Origin of the sequence: Flammeovirga sp. EKP202 (genome assembly GCF_014534745.1) — a bacterium.
Classification (GTDB): domain Bacteria; phylum Bacteroidota; class Bacteroidia; order Cytophagales; family Flammeovirgaceae; genus Flammeovirga.
Map to the genome: position 1 here is coordinate 25,061 of NZ_JACVVP010000029.1, position 15,172 is coordinate 40,232.

Sequence of the window (15,172 nt, forward strand, 5' to 3'; positions counted from 1 at the left end):
TGGTTGATTGATCGAAGTTATGCAACAGGTTTATAAACCTTAGCGACAGTAACTCCTAATGAACCATCATTTAGCTTTCCCACGCTCAAATCTCCACCTTCTAAGTTAGTGAGCCGAAAGCCTAAACCATCCATCATAAGACGGTTTCTCATCTCAGATTCTTTAAACTTACTTTCCAGTCTCTTTATGTAATCTTCCATAAGATCTACTTTAGAAAGTATTTTATCTAATTTATCTTCTCTTTTTTCTGGTTTAGGTTCCAAAGGAGTTTCAGAAACTTCTTTAAACATAGGTTCAACACCAGAAAAAAGCCAATTCCAATTGATTAAAGGTCGCCCTTCTTTACCATCAAAGTCTTTTGTTATTTGCTGAATTAATTTTTGTGGAGGAGTTTCACAGTTCTTGTAATTATTTACTGTGATTTTACTAACCCCCATTCTATCAGCAAGTTCCTTTGATTTTCCCCAAGTATCCAAATCATACAATTGTATAATTCTTTCTGAGATTTCGCTCATAATTGTTATAATTTAAATTAAACATTATAAAAATATTAAATCAAAGTTTGAATTATTAAATTTAACCTTATATCTTTGAGTTAAAGATTTACTTATACAAAGTTAAAAAAAATCTTTAATAATAAAAAAGGCCACATAACGGGCTGCAACCCTCGTGACCTTTTATCATTTAAATAAAAATGTACAACAAATGAAACATTTTAAAGTTTCAAATGCAATTCTTATGATATTATTAACAGTAGTATTATCAAGTTTTGTAGAAATAATGCCTATCAAAAATAATGATAAGGCTGGAAACGCTGTATTAAGCACTTTCTCAATCTGTAAATTTACTTTTGAAATGATTGCGGAGGTACATCGATTGAAACGGTGTTATGAAATAAAGGAGTTTGTAATTCCTGATTATAACCCCAACGATATATGGTCGTGGTGGAGAGTTGCAGAAACTCATGAAGTAAACTTTTGTTTGTTGCTTTTACTAAATGATGTGGCAAACGCAAATGACTTAAAAGCTGGTCAGATAATACTTTTACCAACAAACTACAAATGAACAGAACAAGCTATAATTGCTCTTTAGACAACCTTGACTTAAATAAGATCGAAAAAAGTGGAATAGATAAAGATAATTCTTTGTCCTCTTCATTTGAGGAAGTGGATCTATTGCCAAATTTTGACCTTGATACTATTGATTATAGAAAAATAAAAGTGGTATCTAATAAAGGTATATTCGATTTAAACTTTGACTCTGAAGGTTACATTTTTCTTCTTCGTGGTAGTAAATCAGGTATTAATGGGTATCATAAATCAGTGAAAGATATTGTTATTAGAACTTGGGCTTTAATTACTTACTATGAAAAAGAGGGCTGGAAAATAATTGTGGTGGATTAAAACCTAAATACAATAACTATGAAAGATGTGTTTGATCAAATTCAAAATCAAAAAGATCATGAAGCCAATTGGCTTAAACAACAAGGTCAACTTAATGAAGCTTTGAGAATACATAATAAGTATTCTAAAGAAGAAAAAAGTACCCCTCCTCTTTTTATTAAAGGAGTGAGTTTTATAGCTCAAATTATCAGCTTCTTATTAGCTGCTTTTCTACCAATTTCATTTATTATTGATCTTCATAATAATAGAGGTTTTGTAATTGTACTGTTAGTGGCCAGTATTCTTTTACTCGGGTTGATTGAACTTTCAAAGCGATTTAGCTTAGAAAGATTATTAGCCAAACATTATAATACTAAAAAGTATTCCACATCTCTTATCTTTTTTATTGTTTTACTTGGGCTGGTTTCTGCTTTTACTTCCACTCTTGGGGGTGCGAAATGGGGTGAATATCTCGCAGATCAATCCAATTCTATAAAAATGAATTATAAGGAGGAAAGACAAAAAGTGAATGATGATTTCGAAAATGCAATTTTGAAGATAAATCAAGAAACAAAAGAATATATTAACTCCGTTAGCTACAAAGGGAAGATAAATATTTCAAATCTAGCTGTAAGAAAAAAACTTACAAATGTAGAAGATAGAAAAGCAGTTTTAGAAAAGGAAAGGGTAAGCAAATTAAATGACTTATCGCAATTGGAGCAGGAAGAATTATCTAATAATTCAGAGAACTTTCAATTTTGGGAATCCATTGCTATGAGTCTTTCCATTTTATTTGAAGTAACCTTATGGTTATCCTTGTTTTATTGTTATTCAGTTGAATCAAAGTTTGCGGAAAAAATAGCTGGTAAAATTAGTTATCAATTAGCTCATCAGAATCAACAAACGAGTAATGCAGGTAACTTTCACGTTCCTCAACAAAGTGCCTATTCCATTAGCGCGTTTGGACCTCCAAATGTGGAGGAAAAGAAAGAAGAAAGTAGAATAGGTTTTTCAGCTCCCCTACCAGATAAGAACCAGAAAGTTTGCCTCACTTGTGGAAGAAGTTTCAAGGCAAAGCACCCTTCTCAGAAGTTTTGTTGTAATAAAGGAGATGGTAATTGTAAGGATAAATACAATAATGAACATCGTCCTCATTATACCAACCCAGGACAATCAGAATTAGATTTCAGTAATAGCAAAATTAGTTAGGTAAAGCTTAGCGGTTCACTTTTATGTTGTTTACACACTCTTACACAGACCTACACAATATGTTTGTTTGTGTAGAGTGTAAAACACAGTAGAAAGTTTGTGTTAAAAATTTAATCATAATGAGTAATTCTATAATAAATGAGCGTCAGTCTTATATCACAATAAATATGTTCATTGGTAAAGTAAAAGATTTTGAAAGTAGAATAAAATGCAGTTCACCGACAGAGAAAGAACATCACTTTAATAAATGTTTTGGTGAATCAGGACAGCACCTCTATAGAACATTCGTGTATTCTAAAAATACTTTGGACTTTCTTAATGGATTGGACAAACAGAATTTAATGCAGTTTATGTCTTTTGATTGGTAAACACACAGTCGATACACGATTACACAGGCAATACACAGTCACACATTTAGCAAAAATAAAATGAATAATATAGTTACGGTTACAACCGATAACAAAGAAGTACGTACAGCACCTGAAAGAATTCGAAAGGAACGTAAAGATATTTTTATCGAGACAGCCAATAATCTAAGAGATCACCTTATTAAATATAACATACAGGTAGAAGTATATAATGACAATAGGGGTGATGCACCCAAAAAGCAATCTGTAAAAGATATGCACTTTATGCGTGCTGATAAGATCTTTACAGCATATTTAGGATATAGGTTTGCAAATGATCAGAAAGTAAAGGGTAAATCAAAAATTATTGAAGGAAAGAAATATGTACAATTAGATTTACCACCAATGGCGATGTGCAAGTCAATTAGCACAAAAGAGATTAAGACACGAGGTAATTACACAAAAGCAGATTACGAACGGTTACAAAGGCATTATAACCGGTTAGAAGAAGCTGGGGTGATTGTTATTTCTAAAAATGAGCAAAACTTTTGGGCCATTTTCCTATTGCATTCTATCGTTTCATTGTAACACTCTAAGAGTTAGGCATCATAAAGAAATATAATTGTTTTTTGAGTAGTGAATAGACGTATTCCTCTCAGTGTTGATCAGCTGAGGGAAACTCAAAAACTTGAAAAAAGAAAAGCCACACAAAAGTGGCCTGATATCCTACACCCTAAACTTTAATGCATTTGCCTCAAAATACAGACTCATTAATAGTCATAATGGGTAAAGACTGTTAAAACTTATAATTCTAAGTACTCATTCTAAGTCTCTTAATTCTAAGTTTTTCATTCTAAGTACATACTAAATAAAGATTTCAAATATGAAAAAAGAAAAAAAGTTACCAACGCAGTTACCAACAATTGCAGAATATTTATTCAAGCAGAACCATATACCTAAAAAAATAAGAAAAGGAGGTAAGGAGTTTTGGTATAGTTCTCCAATTACTGGAAGTGATTCAAATCCTAGTTTTAAAGTGGATATACAAAAAGATGTATGGTTTGATCACTCAACTGGCATAGGAGGTCATATTGCGGATCTAGTGGTAAAAATGAAAAATGTATCAGATAAAGAAGCTTACCGAATGTTGTATAATGAAACACCTGTTGCAGATCATTCTAAAATGACAGAAACTTTTCATGATATACAAGCAAAAACAATCAACGAAGGAGAGGTCTATCAGGCTTCACAAAACGAATATGTAAGCCATAAAGATCTTTTAAAAAATAGTATGGCAATAAAATATTTAAAGAGCAGAGGTATTAATCCAAATGATGCAGCAAATCATATGTCGGTGGTACTTTATAAATCTAACGGTAATTTAAGAAAAGATGGGAAGCCATTTTTTGCAATAGGGTGGAAAAATATGTCAGGTGGTTGGGAGTTGACCTCAATGTCTATAGATAAAAGATTTAAGTCCTCTATTGGTAAAAAAGATCTAACTTATATAAGATGTAAAAGGTATGAAACAACAGTAAAAGAAGTAACAATCTTCGAAAGTATGATTGATTTTCTTTCCATTTTAAACTACACAAATAGAGCAGATTTAATTTTTAATACGGATATCATAATTCTCAATACAACGGCTGTATTTCAACAGTACTTTGAAAGGTTGACAAATCATTACCATACGTTCCATTGCTATACTGATAATGACGAAGCAGGAACACAAATCATACAATCTTTACAATCTAAAATAGAAAGCAAAAGAATTTTGGTAAACGATTGCCGACCATTCTTTGAGGGTTTTAAAGATATCAATGATAAGGTTGTAAGGCATCAAGCAGAGCGAGGAGCCATAGATCAAAAATCGTTGAGATATAATGCGAGTTTCAAGGAATCAATTTTTAAGGCTTTAGTACTATATAAGAAGTCAACTTCTGTACATATGACAGATGATTTAGCTTCGAAATATTGGTATTCCTTAGATACAAAAGAAGAAAGAGAAAAGCACCAAAAGAAATTAAAATACAATGAAACTATTGATGAGTTAATCTCTAATTTTTCGGGTTTTAAAATAATGTATGATAGGGTAATGAAGCAAAAAGCTGAAGGGGTAATTCAATCTGTCACTTTTTATTATAACCAGGCAGTGAAAGGTGTGGATAATACGATTTTGTGAAATTATGGAATAATTTTTCACTTTAATTAAGTATAAACACAGAAAAAATTATAATTTAGACGGCATTTATATAGCATTGATTTTGGTTCTTAACTGAAATATACTTTTTGCGTTGCTATTATTTTATTAGAATGAAACTAATAACAAACTTATGAAAAAAATAAAATTCACGAATTTGACCATAACCTATGAGAATAGTATAGCTCAAGTAAATGGTGAAATAGAACGTACTGAAACTACTTTTGATGAAAATAAAATTAAAGAGATTGGAGCTGCAATTCTTCAACATTTAACTTCGAAAGGAGATATAAATGGAAACCCTATCACAAGTAATATTTCAATTAGAGGTGATGAAATTTTAGGGCGTCAATCATGATATTTGCCAATTAATTCTAATCTTAGAAATTATCTATATTGTTACGCGTATTATATTTTTATGAGTACAAAATTTAATACGCGTAGTTTTGGACTTTATTAAGATAAATTTATGAGTAATCTATATTGATCATTTATGTAGGCTTAGTTAAAATAGTATTATCTGTATTGTTCTATTTGGCATTTATTAATAATGTTTTATTTCTATAAAAGTTCATAACTAATGTAATAGTATGTTTACAAAAATTAGCTAAACTTCTCATGGCTTTTAATAGGAAAATATTATTTTGCAATAAATTGGGTTTAAAATGAGTGATTGGAAAGAAAAATCTGAGCAAAATCAAAAAAGTGCTGGGACCTTAATTAATAATAAATTATACTCTCCAAGTATACATTGTTCGTATTATAGTAATATTCAACTAATGTTGCATATTTTGTTAAACGATTTTAATAAATCTGAATCTGACATTGATAGTGAATCTCAAACGGGATCTAATGAAGAAAAAGGGTTTCACAATTGGTTGAAAAATTTAATAACCCGTGAATTAGTAACTAGAGATTTTATGTCTGTTCGTGATTTTAATAATTTTTTTGGACAATTGAAAAGTTTAAGAATTCAATCAGATTATAAAAACCAAATAATTATTGAGTCAAGAGCAAAAGGTGGATTAGATTTATCTAAAAGAATTATTGATTTATTAGAAGAGAAATTTAAAGTATAATGGAAGCTAAAGAATACATAGAAAAAAAAATTAGTAATTTAGTTACAAATTTTCCTCAGTTGAAGGTGAGTTATGAAATTGATAGCTATTCAAGCTCAAATTATATAAAAGTACTTCCTGGTAAAAGTTTTTATAACGATAAAGATTATCAAAAGTTTGAAACAGAATTTATTATGGAATTCATTGAGAGATACCCCAATGAAGAAATAGTTTTTGTTTCGGATAATTGTTTAATAGATGTATCTAATCCAATTTATTTAGTTGAAGGAGATTTTTATGAACAAAAAAGTTTTGCTTTTAGTACAAACATTTGGTCAGATAATATTGAACTTGATTTTAATTTAACATTAAAGAAGTCAATGAATGAAATTTTTGAAAATTATAATTCCCTCAATAATATTGCTAATCAATTGAATAGTAGTACTATACAGGGAATTGAGGAGAGACCTGTTATCATTAATCAGGAAGAAGAAAGTTACTTTGCATTTGCTGCTTAAAAATTATGGAAAAAAATACATATAGATTATTAAACATAATCTTAATTGAAAGTTCTTTTAAGAGGGCATCTAATATTGATTTTTCAAATAAAGAATTAAAAAATAATATCGATATTGATATAAATAATAATGTAAATAAAAACCTATTAATTGTTACAGTATCGTTAAATTTTAATACAACAATTAACTCTGAAACTATTATTTCATCTGAAATAAAGATGGCTGGTAGTTTTGAATTTAGTGAAGATAATAGTATTCCTTTAGAAAGTTTTGGTAATATAAATGCTCCGGCAATTATTTTTCCATTCATAAGAGAACATTTATCTGGTTTATCTATGAAAGCAGGTATTCAACCTATATTACTACCTCCAGTAAACTTTGTTGAGTTAGCAAAAAAAGAAAAATAATATATATTAATTTTGCTTTAGAAAACATCTAAACTCTGAATTAAAACGATATTACGTTCAAATTGCACTCACTAATATTGTTTACATCAATAATCAGATGAGACTTTTCATTTCATGAGGAGTCTTTTTTTATAGATTACCTAAAATTTATACCTGATAAAACACCTATTATCAAGCTTTCTTCACGCTAGGATTACATCCATACTACGTATTAAAATAAACTCTAAGAGTATTTAAATTTACATTTTACGTTGTATTTACGTTATTACTACGTTCATTTTTAATATTCTTCAATACTGAAATTATATTAAGGTGTATATCCAAATCAAATACACGTAACCAGATCAAATTAATGCATCCACATTACTATCTCTTTACATGTAATATTCATGAATCTATCTTAGAGTTCTTAAAGAATTAGAACACTAATTGAATCACTAAGATGGAAAACATTAATGAAGAAATTGTTGAAGATTACAAAGAGGCAATCTCTGAGGTACAAGAAGCTATAAGAAGTACTTTGGGTGAAAAGAATGCACAACATCCGGGCGTTGTTGGTACTATTCTTCAGGGAATTCAACTTAAACGAATTGCAGATCTAATGGAGATGAACCATTTAGATACTGGAGAGGAGTATGAAGAAGAAGTTTCTGAAGATAAAGAAGGAATGGGTTAATAGATAATTAGAAGATGGAAAGTTAGAAATCAAGTAAAAAAAGCTAGTACAAAGTACTGGCTTTTTTTAATCCTCTTCGAGTAAGTCAATTTGAAATAATTCATTGAGGATATCGATAACATCTTTACGTTTAATTATTCTACGGCTATCGTAGCCTAACTGTCTTACTTGATAGTTAAATGAGCCTTCATTGATATTTAGCATTGCAGCAATTTGCTTTTTTTGAAATACAACAGTTCCCTTTTTGAATTCCTCAATAAACTTGTTTTTAATATCAAAATGGATGTTTTGATTGAGCATCTTAATGAAGTCACTATTGGATATTTTATCTCTACCAGGAATCATATTTAGTTGAATTTAAGTTATCTGAAGTATTAAAGTTAATAATTTCTGTTCTAGTAAAATATTATAAAAAAAGTAAAAACATCAAACTAGATCAAATACGTAGAATTAGATCAAAATACCATAAACCTGATTTCCTGATTTTATTTCATCAAATTAGTTTATCTGGATAAGCACCTCTTTACCAAACAAAAAAATGGTGCGTTCTTGCCCAAGAATTAAGATAGAGACAACGAAATTATGAGCCAACATCAAGTAAGATACTTGAATGGCGGTTTGGGTGTTACAGCAGATAAAAAGCGAAGAATTCAGTCAGGAAACGAGTATGACTACCTGTTTCCGTCACCTGAGCGAAGTGATCCGATTCTGCATAAGAACGGAAGCACTTTTGATACAATCGGTTTTATGAAACAGATTGTTGAAAAGACAAAAGGAGATACGCTGAAGTTTTCAAAATGGATAAAGAAAAGTGATATACAATCTACTCTTCATGCACTGTTTGATTTTATGTACAATCATATACAGTACCAACAGGATGACCCAGGAGAGGAACAGTTGAGACGACCTGCCCGAAGCTGGTCTGACCGAAAAACAGGTGTTGACTGTGATTGTTATTCGATCTTTATTTCTTCGGTACTTTCCAATTTGGGAATACCACATACATTTCGAAAGACCAAATATTACCATAGATCTTATTTTCAACATATCTATGTAGTTGTTCCCAAGTTTGCAGGTGCAAACATGAATGACAGAAAACAGTACTGGACCATAGATCCAGTAATGGACAGGTTTGACGATGAAAAGATTTACACGGGTAAACATGACTTAACAGTATTAAAATCAAAAGGCATGAATGGAACAGGTTTATCAGGCGTAGATGGATTACTAATACGTTACATGAATGGTTTGAACGGTTTTCAGCCGGTGAATCGATCTATTCGAAGTAAAAACCTAGTATGTAAGTGCTTATTGAAAGGTCTTGACGGTACTATTTACGGTCTGGATGAGCGTGAGGTGTTTTACAGTGCTGAAGGAGCACAGCTTCAAGCAATGCATGGTGATGAAATTGTCTTAGAAAGTAATGGAGAGCTTTATTCACCATTACGAGGCTTTGGAGGTTTAGGATCTGTCTATGGTTTAGGTTTTTTCGGTAAAATCTGGACCGCGGTAAAAACAGTAGGAGGAAAAATATGGAAAGGGGCCAAAAGTCTTTTTACCAAGAAAAAATTAACCAAGGTTGCTGACGTTGCAAGTGCTGCTACTGGTGGTGGTGGAAAACCCAGATTCAAAGCAGACCCAAGGTTTGTGAAAGGCATCACCAAAGAGCAGATGTTTAACCCGAAGAAACCTATTATTGGGCCGTTTAATAGTTCAGTGGCGAAAGTAACCCCTGTAGGAGGTAACTTAAATCTGAACTGGCTGAATAAAGCAGGGAGTACAGCCAATATGCTTTCATCTGCCTTTGGACTGAAAAATACTCAAGTAGGGCAGGTTGTCAGTCAGGTGAATGCGAAGGTGAATCAATTGAATGCAGAGCTGAATGCTCAGAAGCAATTGAATCAGACTCTTCAATCAGCATCAGCAGACGGAAAACTAGATACAAGGGAAATACTAGCACTTGTAAAAGCATCACAGGGAGCAGGAGTTACGCACGATGATATGCTCAAACATATCAGGTCGTATTCTATGAAACCTGAAGAAGTGCAGAAGTATGCAGATATTTCGTCAAAACGTGCAGCTGTAGCAGCACTGGCAAAAGGCACAACAAAAGAGGAAGCACATAAACTTGCACAGTTGTATGCGGCAGAAGCAGCAGGAAAAACGGCATCAAAAGAAGATGCTCAACTTCTTGCACAGTTGTATGCGGAACAGGCTGGTGCAAAAAAAATTGATCTAGCTGAAGCACAGCGAATCGCAAAAGCGGAAGCCAAGGCCAACGGAGTTTCACTTTCTTTGTCACAGAAGATTGCAAAACTAGAAGCGAAGGCCGCAATGGTAGGGAAAGCCACTAAAGAAGATGTTGAAAAAACAGCAGAACAGCAGGCTAAGTTAGAAAATGCAAAAACTCGTCTTTACATTCAGAAGCAAATGCAGCTGAAGGAGCAAGAAGAAAGACAAAGAGCAGATAATAATAAAAATCTCTTGATTATGGGAGGTTTAGCAGCTGCCGCATTAGTGTATATGAAAATGACCTGATCTTATGGTTTTTGGTCATCATAAAATATATAATTCTCTATCGTTCTGTGAAGGTGATCTATCTGGTATCAATGCTGGGGGAGGTGAAGTTTTTTACTTTTCCCATCTGATAGGCTTGCACAAAAACGATAAAGACATTGTATTGTCAGACGGGCAATACTTCTACGAGCCTGTAGTCAGTTCACTGAATGGAGAGCATCAGTTAGGTTTCTTCAGGAGGTTATGGAAAGGCATTAAACGAACGGTTCGAAAAGTAGGCAAGTTTGTTGGTAAAGTAGCCGGAAAAGTGGTTAAAGGAGTGAAACGAGTAGCGAGAGCTGCTTGGAGAGGAATCAAGAGAGTAGGAAGGGCTGTATGGACAGGTGTAAAAAATGCCGGTAAGTTTCTATACAAAAAAGTACTTCCTGTTTTTAAGAAAATAGTAAAAGTGATCGCTCCTATACTGAGTTTTGTTCCTGGTCCAATCGGTTTGATAGCAACAGCGGCAAGTATTCTTGTTGACTTGATTCCTGATCCGAAAAACCCTGCTAGGAAAATTCCAGTGAAGAAGAAAGTTACCAAGATGGTGAAAGGCCGTAAGGTTGCACCTACTGGAAAAAAGGTCACACTTAAAAAAGAAGTATTGGCCGTTGACAAAAACGCTACTTCTGAACAATTGAAAAACCTAAAGAAGCAGCAGGTTAATCAAGCAATTGCTAAGCAGCAGTTATTGAAAGCCCATCAACAGCTTTCAGTGTTAGGTGATCAGGTGAAGCAATTTGCAAGCCGTAAGAAATTAAATTTATCTGAACTTCTCGGCATCGTGAAAAATGCTCAGAAAATTGGTGTTGATCATCAGGATTTGATCAAGAATATCAGAATGTTTCAGATGAATGCAATAGATGTTCAAAAACTGACTGACCTCAATGCGAATGCAAGGGCAATGGAGGCCCTTTCCAAGGGTGTTTATAAGGAAGACTTTCATAAAATTGCCAAGCTCGAAGCGAGTAATGAAGCTCAAAGAACAGCACAGAAAAGTGAAACCGAACTGATTACTCAATTAACAGTACAGAAGCATAATTCAGGTAAGATTGAAAGGACTGAACTTGAAAGGCTTGTTCGTCTTGAAAACAAAGCTGGCGGTGCAGCAACTGCAAAGCAAGTGAGTGATTATTCAAAGATTGAAAATACTATTAATTCTGATACTTTGTTATCACAAAGCGAAGTGAAAAACAAAACAGACAAGGCACTTAAGCTTGCAAAGTATCAGGCATTAATAGCTGAAAATAAACAACATCTAAACTCAAAAACTAACAGTAACCTATTGATGTACGGAGCTATAGGGCTCCTTGCATTAATAGCGGGTTCAAATTCCTGAAAACTTAATTTTATTAACAAATGTTCGATAAGGAAAATTTAAAACAGGCCGCTATTGGGGCCGGAGCCGTAACGGTGGGTGCCATCGTGGGTAAAAAAGTACTCGGATACAGTGAGCAGCCTTTAGTTGCCGTTGCTGCAATTGTAGCCGGTGGATTAGCAGCATCAAAAGCAGACCGCAAGAATCCTTACCTTGCTCATTTAGGTACTGCTCTTGTAGCAGCAGGGGCAACTGGTTTTGTATCTAACCCAAAAACAGTAGAAAAATTCCCATTCATGAAAAACTATCTAGGAGCACCAATAGCAGGTAATGCTGTTTCAGGATTAGATGGTCTTGGAAGCGGTGAATTAGTCTATGGTCCTGATGGTCAGATGTACATGGTGGAAAGTCAGAATGGTATTTCCGGCAATCAGTTCCGTCAAGATGAACATGGTAATTTATTCCAGGTAGGAGGTTTACCAATGGGTTCATTAGATGATGATTTGGATGATCTTGATGGTTTAGGCGAAGCAGACATTGAAGATCTGACAGGTTTAGACTATGCGGACGATCTTGAAGACCTAGACGGTTTAGGTGATCTTGACGATGAAGACGACCTTGACGGATTGGGAGAGATTGACGATTTAGACGAAGATCTTGATGGTCTGAACGGGGAGGACGAAGCTATTATGGCAATGAGCTAAAGGTACTCCGATAACAAACAAAAAACACTCAAATCTCTATTCATACAAGCAAAGTAGGGTGAACTTAGTCACTTCACCTTACTTATTTTTAAGACTAACAAATTTCTAAAATTTTAAAGACCTATTATCATGGCAGGTGTAAAAGTAGACACATCTAAAGAACAACGTCACTTATTCAGAGCGGCAAAGAAAAAAGGCGTTATTTTCGAAGCAACGCGTAAAGAAATTTTAGCAGGAAATGCTAGATTCATGGAAGCCGATTTATTGCACAGAGCAGAAATCACAACAGGTGCAGGTATTTACAACATCTTATTGTCCAACAACGATAAAGATGTAGGTGTTTCTGATTTACAAGGCAATATGACTGATCCCGGTGTTAACATCGCTGTAGGTCGTGTGCGTATTGGTTATGCCAAAGTCAATGAGTTCATGGAAGACGGTGTAACTCAAAACCCAGAATATGCAACTGCTACAGCTCAGAATGTTATCTATGATAACGCTTTGAAGGATATTCCAGTGGAACTTCGTCCTGCAAAATTGAAAGTGGTTCAAGACAATAAAACATTATTCTCTCTTCCAGTAGAGCGATTTACCGTTGGTGCTGTATCATCAAAAGTGCAGGGTGAGGAGGATGTTTTAGCGTTACAGACTCCAATAATTTTAGCAGAACGTAAGGAGATCAAGATTCAACTTGAGTTCTCTCCTTCAAAGGAAATGCCTGATGGAGCAAAGCACTTCTTCGAAGTACGTTTCATGGGTGTACAAACTGCTTCTAAGTAAGCATTTTTAAAATAGTTTGAAAGTTATAAAAAAGGAAAAGGGTTCTGCTCTTTTCCTTCTTTACAAAATTTTGAAATATGGCAGAAAACAATCAAACAGTAAAGAAGGACAAGGAATATTTCTATCAGACACAGCATATTTCATTTCCTGACCAGCAACCAGCCGGAACACTGTATAAAGATATTGTTCTAAACAATGCTTATCAGCGTTGTGTAGGCATTGCATTATTTCCTATTACAGATGGCGGTCAGTCCTTTTTTAGAGTAGGGTTAGGAGATCAAAACCAAGATTACCTAAACAACATTCATTACAAAGCACTTGTTAGCAGTGAAGCATCTGGTTTGGAGGTTGATAAGCGATTTATGAAAGTGAATATTAAGGCAGAGGGGCATATTTTAAAACTCCGAACAGAAATTCAAAATCAGGTTACTTCTGAATTGTCTTATGACTTTATTCTTCTTTTAGAGAGAGATAAAAAAATGTAACCTATGTCCAGAAAAGTAGAAATCGTAATGGACACGATGATTGAGGATAATCAAACCTTTTCACTCGATGGTTGTGTGGGTTTTTCTGTAGAGAATGCAGGAGTTACAGTAGCTCTTTTTGGTTATGATGGCAGTGGTAGGCCCTTTGATTTACCACCGGGGGAAACACGGGTTTTCCAACTTCCAAGTGGCTATGAGTTTCATAAAACGATGTCCGCACAGTTCAAGACAACCGGAAAAGGGTTGCTGAAGATTACCAAGTTTGTATTAAGTCTATAATTGAATAAAAATGTTAGGTGGAGTAGGACAAAAATTATCACTGAATAAAATTACGGAATCAACTGAACCAACAAGGGTTGCAGTTAGTGACGGTACTTTTGTTTATCCTCCTATTCACCCTAAAAGGACTTATGTCATTCCTGAGAAAACATTGCTTCTGGATTGTCAGGCCAAAGAGTATTTTGAGTTTGAGACATTGTATAATGATGCAATTGATATAGAGTTTTTCAGACTTAATGCAGGATCGAGAGCCAAGCTATACATTTACAGAAATACAAGTGCTGATTTAGTTATCGCTTTTGATAAAATCATTTATGGTCCTTCACAATCATTGAGGGTGAAAGGTGGTAAATCAGTTTACATCATTGAAGTAGAGGCAATCAGAGACCCTTCCATTGATCAATCCATTCGATATATCGTAAAAATAGACGGTCAGCGTTACCAGTCATCCGGTGTTTTCCATACCACAATTGGCATTCCCACTTTAGAAGATTTCGGCAGTATTCCAAAAGGTACACCAGCTGAAGAAGTTATTGGTTTAACCGTCAATGAACTGTTTGAAAAAAGGCTTTGGAAACCATCACCAGCCCCAAGTTTCTACCCTCCAAGTATTTCACTTTCTCCGGGGGGAAAAACAGTAGAAGAAGGATCAAAAATTGAAGTAAATTTCACTTCAACCTATAATAAAAAGGATGCCGGAGCTGATTATGGGGCAACATTACTTTACCAGAATGGTATTTATTTGGGAAATGTACCTGGTACTTTCCGTGTAGATATTTTTGGACGTAATGAGTTCCGAGCAAAGAAGTCTTATCTTCAAGGGGGAGGATTCAAAACATCAACAGATGGCATTAAATGGCCCAATACCATTAAAGCAGGAACCGTACAGTCTTCTACTGTAGTGATACAGGGGCAAAGGGGTGTTTTCTTCGGGGCAATGGGTCATATGCCACAGTCAAGTGAAGACATTAGACAGCTGGAACTTTTACTGGATGGCAAGAAAAACCAAAGAATTGCCCTAAATACAGCATGGAAGGAACAGTATCTAGTTTTTGCTTATCCAGCTACTTACGGTAAACTAAGCCTTATTACTTATGAGGAAGGTCTTGGAGCGAATGTTCTTGGAACATTTGGTAATATTCAAATTGATGTTCTGGATGCATCTCTTGCTAACCCAAAAAAATATGAAGTGTATGTTACCAAAGGTGTATTACTATACAATGAACTGGTGCATTACAATTTCCAATTTTAAT

20 protein-coding genes are annotated in these 15,172 nt (G+C 34.0%); 18 read left to right on the forward strand and 2 right to left on the reverse strand.

Going from position 1 to position 15,172, the window contains the following annotated elements:
* Window positions 1-17: 17 nt before the first annotated feature.
* Window positions 18-515, reverse strand: a complete 498-nt coding sequence (locus IC221_RS17415; protein WP_188170193.1) for a hypothetical protein — start codon at window positions 513-515, stop codon at window positions 18-20.
* Window positions 516-705: 190 nt separating this feature from the next.
* Here IC221_RS17415 and IC221_RS17420 point away from each other — a divergent pair, with 190 nt between their 5' ends.
* The 11 genes from IC221_RS17420 to IC221_RS17470 all read left to right on the forward strand — a co-directional run bounded on the left by IC221_RS17420 (window position 706) and on the right by IC221_RS17470 (window position 7,797).
* The gene (locus IC221_RS17420) at window positions 706-1,065 is read left to right on the forward strand and encodes a hypothetical protein (RefSeq protein ID WP_188170194.1); all 360 of its coding nucleotides are present in this window, start codon (window positions 706-708) and stop codon (window positions 1,063-1,065) included.
* The gene (locus IC221_RS17425) at window positions 1,062-1,403 is read left to right on the forward strand and encodes a hypothetical protein (protein ID WP_188170195.1); all 342 of its coding nucleotides are present in this window, start codon (window positions 1,062-1,064) and stop codon (window positions 1,401-1,403) included. Before IC221_RS17420 ends, IC221_RS17425 begins: the two co-directional genes overlap by 4 nt.
* A gap of 18 nt (window positions 1,404-1,421) precedes the next feature.
* Window positions 1,422-2,591, forward strand: coding sequence for a hypothetical protein (locus tag IC221_RS17430; protein ID WP_188170196.1), 1,170 nt, complete (start codon window positions 1,422-1,424; stop codon window positions 2,589-2,591).
* 119 nt (window positions 2,592-2,710) lie between these two features.
* Complete coding sequence (locus tag IC221_RS17435; protein WP_188170197.1) at window positions 2,711-2,959, forward strand: hypothetical protein; 249 nt, start codon at window positions 2,711-2,713, stop codon at window positions 2,957-2,959.
* 60 nt (window positions 2,960-3,019) lie between these two features.
* The gene (locus IC221_RS17440; RefSeq protein ID WP_188170198.1) at window positions 3,020-3,526 is read left to right on the forward strand and encodes a hypothetical protein; all 507 of its coding nucleotides are present in this window, start codon (window positions 3,020-3,022) and stop codon (window positions 3,524-3,526) included.
* Window positions 3,527-3,821: 295 nt separating this feature from the next.
* Window positions 3,822-5,120 carry a toprim domain-containing protein gene (locus IC221_RS17445; protein ID WP_188170199.1) on the forward strand — a complete coding sequence of 433 codons (1,299 nt, stop codon included), beginning with the start codon at window positions 3,822-3,824 and terminating at the stop codon, window positions 5,118-5,120.
* Window positions 5,121-5,271: 151 nt separating this feature from the next.
* Window positions 5,272-5,496, forward strand: coding sequence for a hypothetical protein (locus IC221_RS17450; protein ID WP_188170200.1), 225 nt, complete (start codon window positions 5,272-5,274; stop codon window positions 5,494-5,496).
* Window positions 5,497-5,803: 307 nt separating this feature from the next.
* Complete coding sequence (locus IC221_RS17455) at window positions 5,804-6,217, forward strand: hypothetical protein (protein WP_188170201.1); 414 nt, start codon at window positions 5,804-5,806, stop codon at window positions 6,215-6,217.
* Window positions 6,217-6,714 carry a hypothetical protein gene (locus tag IC221_RS17460; RefSeq protein ID WP_188170202.1) on the forward strand — a complete coding sequence of 166 codons (498 nt, stop codon included), beginning with the start codon at window positions 6,217-6,219 and terminating at the stop codon, window positions 6,712-6,714. The genes IC221_RS17455 and IC221_RS17460 overlap by 1 nt, the downstream gene beginning before the upstream one ends.
* Before the next feature lie 5 nt (window positions 6,715-6,719).
* Window positions 6,720-7,121 (forward strand): protein-export chaperone SecB, encoded by a 402-nt coding sequence (locus IC221_RS17465; protein ID WP_188170203.1) that lies wholly within the window; start codon window positions 6,720-6,722, stop codon window positions 7,119-7,121.
* A gap of 442 nt (window positions 7,122-7,563) precedes the next feature.
* Window positions 7,564-7,797 carry a hypothetical protein gene (locus IC221_RS17470; RefSeq protein WP_188170204.1) on the forward strand — a complete coding sequence of 78 codons (234 nt, stop codon included), beginning with the start codon at window positions 7,564-7,566 and terminating at the stop codon, window positions 7,795-7,797.
* 66 nt (window positions 7,798-7,863) lie between these two features.
* Here IC221_RS17470 and IC221_RS17475 read toward each other — a convergent pair whose 3' ends face one another.
* Window positions 7,864-8,142, reverse strand: a complete 279-nt coding sequence (locus tag IC221_RS17475; protein WP_188170205.1) for a hypothetical protein — start codon at window positions 8,140-8,142, stop codon at window positions 7,864-7,866.
* Window positions 8,143-8,379: 237 nt separating this feature from the next.
* Between IC221_RS17475 and IC221_RS17480 the strand changes: the two genes are divergently transcribed.
* From IC221_RS17480 to IC221_RS17510, 7 genes are all read left to right on the forward strand, one after another.
* Window positions 8,380-10,335: a cell envelope integrity protein TolA gene (locus IC221_RS17480; RefSeq protein WP_188170206.1), complete on the forward strand. Its 1,956-nt coding sequence runs from the start codon at window positions 8,380-8,382 to the stop codon at window positions 10,333-10,335.
* Window positions 10,336-10,339: 4 nt separating this feature from the next.
* Window positions 10,340-11,692 carry a hypothetical protein gene (locus IC221_RS17485; RefSeq protein WP_188170207.1) on the forward strand — a complete coding sequence of 451 codons (1,353 nt, stop codon included), beginning with the start codon at window positions 10,340-10,342 and terminating at the stop codon, window positions 11,690-11,692.
* 20 nt (window positions 11,693-11,712) lie between these two features.
* On the forward strand, window positions 11,713-12,375 hold the full coding sequence (locus IC221_RS17490) for a hypothetical protein (protein ID WP_188170208.1): 663 nt from the start codon (window positions 11,713-11,715) through the stop codon (window positions 12,373-12,375).
* Window positions 12,376-12,504: 129 nt separating this feature from the next.
* Complete coding sequence (locus IC221_RS17495) at window positions 12,505-13,155, forward strand: hypothetical protein (RefSeq protein WP_188170209.1); 651 nt, start codon at window positions 12,505-12,507, stop codon at window positions 13,153-13,155.
* A gap of 77 nt (window positions 13,156-13,232) precedes the next feature.
* Window positions 13,233-13,640 (forward strand): hypothetical protein, encoded by a 408-nt coding sequence (locus tag IC221_RS17500; protein WP_188170210.1) that lies wholly within the window; start codon window positions 13,233-13,235, stop codon window positions 13,638-13,640.
* A 3-nt stretch (window positions 13,641-13,643) separates the two neighbouring features.
* Window positions 13,644-13,919 carry a hypothetical protein gene (locus IC221_RS17505; protein WP_188170211.1) on the forward strand — a complete coding sequence of 92 codons (276 nt, stop codon included), beginning with the start codon at window positions 13,644-13,646 and terminating at the stop codon, window positions 13,917-13,919.
* A gap of 10 nt (window positions 13,920-13,929) precedes the next feature.
* Window positions 13,930-15,171, forward strand: coding sequence for a hypothetical protein (locus IC221_RS17510; protein ID WP_188170212.1), 1,242 nt, complete (start codon window positions 13,930-13,932; stop codon window positions 15,169-15,171).
* The last annotated feature ends 1 nt before the right edge of the window (window position 15,172 follow it).

Excerpts from the sequence above, each read along its gene's own strand:
- IC221_RS17450 (WP_188170200.1), top strand. The coding sequence starts at position 5,272 with ATGAAAAAAATAAAATTCACGAATTTGACCATAACCTATGAGAATAGT.
- IC221_RS17430 (WP_188170196.1), top strand. The coding sequence starts at position 1,422 with ATGAAAGATGTGTTTGATCAAATTCAAAATCAAAAAGATCATGAAGCC.
- IC221_RS17415 (WP_188170193.1), bottom strand. The coding sequence starts at position 515 with ATGAGCGAAATCTCAGAAAGAATTATACAATTGTATGATTTGGATACT.
- IC221_RS17510 (WP_188170212.1), top strand. The coding sequence starts at position 13,930 with ATGTTAGGTGGAGTAGGACAAAAATTATCACTGAATAAAATTACGGAA.
- IC221_RS17485 (WP_188170207.1), top strand. The coding sequence starts at position 10,340 with ATGGTTTTTGGTCATCATAAAATATATAATTCTCTATCGTTCTGTGAA.
- IC221_RS17500 (WP_188170210.1), top strand. The coding sequence starts at position 13,233 with ATGGCAGAAAACAATCAAACAGTAAAGAAGGACAAGGAATATTTCTAT.
- IC221_RS17465 (WP_188170203.1), top strand. The coding sequence starts at position 6,720 with ATGGAAAAAAATACATATAGATTATTAAACATAATCTTAATTGAAAGT.
- IC221_RS17455 (WP_188170201.1), top strand. The coding sequence starts at position 5,804 with ATGAGTGATTGGAAAGAAAAATCTGAGCAAAATCAAAAAAGTGCTGGG.
- IC221_RS17440 (WP_188170198.1), top strand. The coding sequence starts at position 3,020 with ATGAATAATATAGTTACGGTTACAACCGATAACAAAGAAGTACGTACA.
- IC221_RS17435 (WP_188170197.1), top strand. The coding sequence starts at position 2,711 with ATGAGTAATTCTATAATAAATGAGCGTCAGTCTTATATCACAATAAAT.
- IC221_RS17460 (WP_188170202.1), top strand. The coding sequence starts at position 6,217 with ATGGAAGCTAAAGAATACATAGAAAAAAAAATTAGTAATTTAGTTACA.
- IC221_RS17470 (WP_188170204.1), top strand. The coding sequence starts at position 7,564 with ATGGAAAACATTAATGAAGAAATTGTTGAAGATTACAAAGAGGCAATC.
- IC221_RS17475 (WP_188170205.1), bottom strand. The coding sequence starts at position 8,142 with ATGATTCCTGGTAGAGATAAAATATCCAATAGTGACTTCATTAAGATG.
- IC221_RS17505 (WP_188170211.1), top strand. The coding sequence starts at position 13,644 with ATGTCCAGAAAAGTAGAAATCGTAATGGACACGATGATTGAGGATAAT.
- IC221_RS17495 (WP_188170209.1), top strand. The coding sequence starts at position 12,505 with ATGGCAGGTGTAAAAGTAGACACATCTAAAGAACAACGTCACTTATTC.
- IC221_RS17490 (WP_188170208.1), top strand. The coding sequence starts at position 11,713 with ATGTTCGATAAGGAAAATTTAAAACAGGCCGCTATTGGGGCCGGAGCC.
- IC221_RS17420 (WP_188170194.1), top strand. The coding sequence starts at position 706 with ATGAAACATTTTAAAGTTTCAAATGCAATTCTTATGATATTATTAACA.
- IC221_RS17480 (WP_188170206.1), top strand. The coding sequence starts at position 8,380 with ATGAGCCAACATCAAGTAAGATACTTGAATGGCGGTTTGGGTGTTACA.
- IC221_RS17445 (WP_188170199.1), top strand. The coding sequence starts at position 3,822 with ATGAAAAAAGAAAAAAAGTTACCAACGCAGTTACCAACAATTGCAGAA.
- IC221_RS17425 (WP_188170195.1), top strand. The coding sequence starts at position 1,062 with ATGAACAGAACAAGCTATAATTGCTCTTTAGACAACCTTGACTTAAAT.